At 73.5% G+C, this 4247-nt stretch carries 4 protein-coding genes and 1 pseudogene; 1 reads left to right on the top strand and 4 read right to left on the bottom strand.

What is annotated here, in order from left to right; translation table 11 throughout:
* Nucleotides 1–486, top strand: a pseudogene (locus G6R25_RS22060) (peptidoglycan-binding domain-containing protein); the annotation flags it as partial.
* A gap of 81 nt (nucleotides 487–567) precedes the next feature.
* Here G6R25_RS22060 and G6R25_RS22055 read toward each other — a convergent pair.
* From G6R25_RS22055 to G6R25_RS22040, 4 genes are all read right to left on the bottom strand, one after another.
* A complete protein-coding gene (locus tag G6R25_RS22055) occupies nucleotides 568–1725 on the bottom strand; it encodes a glycerate kinase (RefSeq protein WP_163554425.1) in 1158 nt (385 codons plus the stop codon).
* A gap of 32 nt (nucleotides 1726–1757) precedes the next feature.
* Nucleotides 1758–2786: an adenosine deaminase gene (gene add / locus G6R25_RS22050; RefSeq protein ID WP_163554424.1), complete on the bottom strand. Its 1029-nt coding sequence runs from the start codon at nucleotides 2784–2786 to the stop codon at nucleotides 1758–1760.
* 281 nt (nucleotides 2787–3067) lie between these two features.
* Nucleotides 3068–3751 carry an SRPBCC family protein gene (locus G6R25_RS22045; RefSeq protein WP_163554423.1) on the bottom strand — a complete coding sequence of 228 codons (684 nt, stop codon included), beginning with the start codon at nucleotides 3749–3751 and terminating at the stop codon, nucleotides 3068–3070.
* A 173-nt stretch (nucleotides 3752–3924) separates the two neighbouring features.
* Nucleotides 3925–4119 carry a hypothetical protein gene (locus tag G6R25_RS22040; RefSeq protein ID WP_235949431.1) on the bottom strand — a complete coding sequence of 65 codons (195 nt, stop codon included), beginning with the start codon at nucleotides 4117–4119 and terminating at the stop codon, nucleotides 3925–3927.
* Between the last annotated feature and the right edge of the window lie 128 nt (nucleotides 4120–4247).

Genomic DNA, 4247 nt, shown 5'->3' with positions numbered 1-4247 from the left:
GATCTACACGATCTGACCAGTTACTGCGGGAGTTCGGTTGGAAAGGGGAGATCGCCGACTCGCCGAACGGATATGGCCTCGGCACCCACCGGATGGGCGGGCAGGCATGGGGCGGGCATAGTTGCCCCGGCGACCGCCGGGCGGCCCGACATCCTGGCACTCGCCGTCGGCAGCGACCACGGCGCGGCGTCTGATCCCCGCGACCGCTACACCGGCCGGCCGACGCTGCGCGAGGGCGACCATGGCGCGGACGTGGTGGCGCTCCAGAACGCACTAAACATCATCTTCGGCCACGAGGCGCCGACCGATGATCCCAACCGCATCGATCCGGACGGCGGGTACGAGCCACGCACCACCGCACGGGTCGCCTCGCTACAGCGCTACGCGTCGCCATGGTTCGGCCGCATCCCCGACGACGGCATCTGCGGGCCGAACACCTGGCGCAAGATCGGCTACATCCTTACCGGGATGAACCGCACCGTCTGAACCCGTCCCGTCCCCGTTCGCCCGCCCGCCCGGGCGGGCGGGCGGGCGCATCCCCGCTGCGAGATCAGCCGGCCCCGGAACTCAGCCGCCCCCGGCGGGACCGCCGGCCGGGGGCGCCGTGGCCAGGTCGGCGAGCTCCGCGCCGGCCGCGCGCAGCCAGCGCAGCGGCTCGGCCATCGCGGCCTGCGCACCCCCCGCCAGCCGGGCCAGGGCGACCTCGGCAACGGCACCCTCCGGACAGGGGGCATCCACCTGGCCCGCGGCCAGGAGCACGGGCACATCCGCCGCCCGGGCCAGGGCCAGCACCCCGCCGACCACCTTGCCCGCCAGGGATGTCCGGTCGAAGCGGCCCTCGCCGGTCACCACCCAGCCGGCCCCGGCGAGCGCGGCGGGAAGCCCAGCCGCCTCGGTGATCGTCTGGACGCCCGGCGCCAGGTCGGCGCCCCAGGCCGCGGAAAGGCCGTAGGCGGTGCCGCCCGCCGCGCCCGCACCCGGGGCCGTCGGGTCACCACCGAGCAGCTCGGCCAGCCGACGCAGCCCGGCCACCAGCCGGTCGACGTCGGCGGGATCCGCCCCCTTCTGCGGACCGAACACGGCAGCCGCGCCCGCGGGGCCCAGCAGGGGGGCGTCGATGTCAACGAGGCAGCGCACCCCCCGAGGTGGCGGCGGCTGTAGCCCCGACAGGTCCACCCGGGCGAGCCCCGTCAGGGCACCGCCGCCCGGTGGCAGCTGCACCCCACGTGCATCGAGGAAACGGGCCCCTAGGGCGGCGAGGGCACCGGTACCGCCGTCGGTCGAGGCCGAACCGCCCAGTGCGACCAGGATCCGCGCCGCGCCGCCGGCCAGGGCAGCCCCCAGCGCCTCACCGAGGCCGATGGTCTGAGCCCGTAGGGCGTCCGGGGCCAGCATCAGCGGCAGGCCGCTCGCCCGCGCGAGTTCGACCACGGCGACGCCCCCCGGCAGCGCCAGCCATTCGGCGTCGTGACGGCGCCCGTCCGGGCCGGTCACGCGCACCGGATGGCGGACTGATTCGGGCACGGCGGCGGCGAAGACGTCCAGGGTGCCCTCGCCGCCGTCGGCGATCGGCAGCGTCACGATCTCGTCGTGGGGTCGCCGCGAGCGCCAGCCGTCCCCGAGCGCCACGGCGACCTCCGTCGCGGTCGCCGAACCCTTGAACGAGTCGGGCGCGATGACCACCCGCCGCGGCCGGTCACCCGCCGCCGGGCCGCTTCCAAGCATCGGGCGTACCAGGGCGTCCGCGTGCGCCCGGCTCAGCCCGCGGCCGGCGCGGTCAGCAGGGCCGGCACCGTCAGCGGGGCCGGCACCGCGAGCCAGGCGTCGATACCGGCTAGGGCTGCCGTCCGCACCAGCTCCGGGGCCGCGCCGGCGAGCACCGAGCTACGCGCGCAGGCCACCAGGTCTTCGTCGGACAGGCCGAGCTCACGCCGGCACAGCTCGTACTCCTCCAGACAGGTGGGGCCGAACAGCAGCGGATCGTCCGCGTTGATGGAGCAGCGCACCCCGGCGCGCAGCAGCGCCGGCAGCGGGTGCACGGCCATCGACGGCACCACCGACAGCAACAGGTTGGAGGTGGGACAGACGTCCAGGCAAGTGGCATGGTCGAGCAGCTCGTCGACGAGTGCCGGGTCCTCGATCGCCCGGATGCCGTGTTGCAGACGGTCGGCACCCAGGGCCTTGATGGCGCCACGCACCGACTCCGGGCCGTCGAGCTCGCCGGCGTGCGGGGTGGACAGCAGGCCGCCCTCCCGGGCGAGCCGGAACGCCGCCGCGAACGGCTCCGGCGGCCAGCCGTTCTCGTCGTTGTGCAGCCCGAGGCCGACGACTCCCCGGTCGGCGTGGCCAAGGGCCGTGCGGGCCACCTCCACCGCCTGTTCGGGGGAGTCGTAGACGCGGTCCACCGCGGCCATCCAGCGAACCGTCACCCCGTACCGGGCGCCTGCCTGCTCCGATCGGGCCAGCACGGTCTCCCAGGCAGCCTCGGCGCTGCCGAACACGCCTAGGTGGGCGTACGGCCAGAAGCTGGGCTCGAGGTAGACGATGCCCTCGTCCGCCGCGTCGCTGACCATCTCGTCGATCAGCCGTTCGAAGTCCGCCGGCCGGCGGAAGGCCGGCAGGATCCCGCCGATCACGTCGCTGAAGCCGGCGAATTCGGTGAATCCGCTGGTACGAGGGGTCGGGATGCCCGCGGAGGCGGCGAGATCGGCAAGCGTCGCCGGCCGCATCCCCAGCTCGAAATGCAGGTGCAGATGCCCCTTGGGTAGGGAACGGAGGTCCCGCATCGACGTCCTTCCTCCTCGCGGCACGGCCGGATGCACCGCCCCGACGTTCGGACTATCACACGCCGGCGGGGGCGGTGGATCGAAACCTATGCCGGTCCCGCGGAGCCATGTCCGGTGGGCGGAAGGTTGTTACCTACCCGTCACCTCCCAACGGGCGGGGGCGCGCGGGGAACGGTGCCGGGTGGGCCTGGAAGCGAACGAGCGGCGCGACCGGTCCAGTAAGAGGACCGGCCACACCGCTCGTTGTTCACCGCTGCTCGTTGTTCACCGCTGCGCGGCGGTCACCAACCGCCGGCGGGGCTTCCCGGAGTCCGGTCCTGGGCGCCCGAGGCCCGGCCACCGGCCGCACCGCCCGGCCCGGGGGTGTACGGCGCGCCGCCGCTGCCGGGCGCGCCCGAAGAACCACCCGAACCGGGGAAGCCCGAGGCGCCCGGAGTGCCGACGGACCTGTCGTCCGGCGCCCGACCCTCGCGGTAGCCGCCCGCGCTGCCGGCAGGCCCGGCGGCGTCGGGCCGGGGCACCTCACCGCGCCAGGAGCCGGTCTCGGTCTCGCGATGCTCGATGAACGACTTGAACCGCTTGAGGTCGGCCTTGACCCGCCGGTCGTCCAGGCCGACGGCGGCACCCGCCTTCTCGGCGAGCCCCTCGGGCTTCCAGTCCATCTGGACCGTCACCCGGGTCTCGTCGTCCGCAAGCCGGTGGAAGGTCACCACGCCGGCATGGGTGGTGCCTTCGGTGCTCTTCCACGCCACCCGCTCGTCGGGCAGCTGCTCGGTGATTGTGGCGTCGAACTCGCGCTCCTGCCCACCTACCTTGATTTTCCAGTGGGTGTGGGTGTTGTCGAGCTGCGCGATGGACTCGACACCGTCCATGAAGTTCGGGAAGGACTCGAACTGGGTCCACTGGTTGTAAGCGGTGCGAATCGGGACGTGGACTTCGATCGATTCCTGTACCGTGCTGGCCATGTTGCCTCCCGGCTGACGTCGGTGTCGGATGCAACGCTCATCCCCAGCCCGCAGCCGCTAACACACGGCCGAGCAGGACATCGGGGACGGAGCACCACAGCGCGGAGGACGGCGCTGGCGTCTCGGGCGGCACCGATCGCAGGTACCGGGCCTGGCGAGGTCGGCGGCTCGGCTCAGCCCAGCGGTCGCGGCGTGACCCGCGCCGTCGCGCGGCGGGCTGCGGCCATCGCCACGGCGGCCTCAGTGAAGCCGCGGATGACCGGATGCGGACGGCTGGCGTCCGAGCCGAGCTCCGGCTGGAACAGCGTCGCCAGGAAGAAGGGGTGGCCGGGCAGTTCGAGGATGCGGACGTCGCCGGACTCGTCCACCCCACTGAACCGCATGCCATGGGCGAGCAGCAGGCCGACGTGGTCCGGATTGATCCCGTAGGAGCAGTACTGATCTTTGATTCACCGGGTCGGACTGGAGTGGATTCCGCCCGGTCCCGGTCTCGCGG

The sequence above is a fragment of the Candidatus Frankia alpina genome (genome assembly GCF_902806485.1).
Classification (GTDB): Bacteria; Actinomycetota; Actinomycetes; order Frankiales; family Frankiaceae; genus Frankia; species Frankia alpina.
Note: the sequence above shows the minus strand (reverse complement) of the source record. Positions and strands in the feature narration are given on the sequence as shown.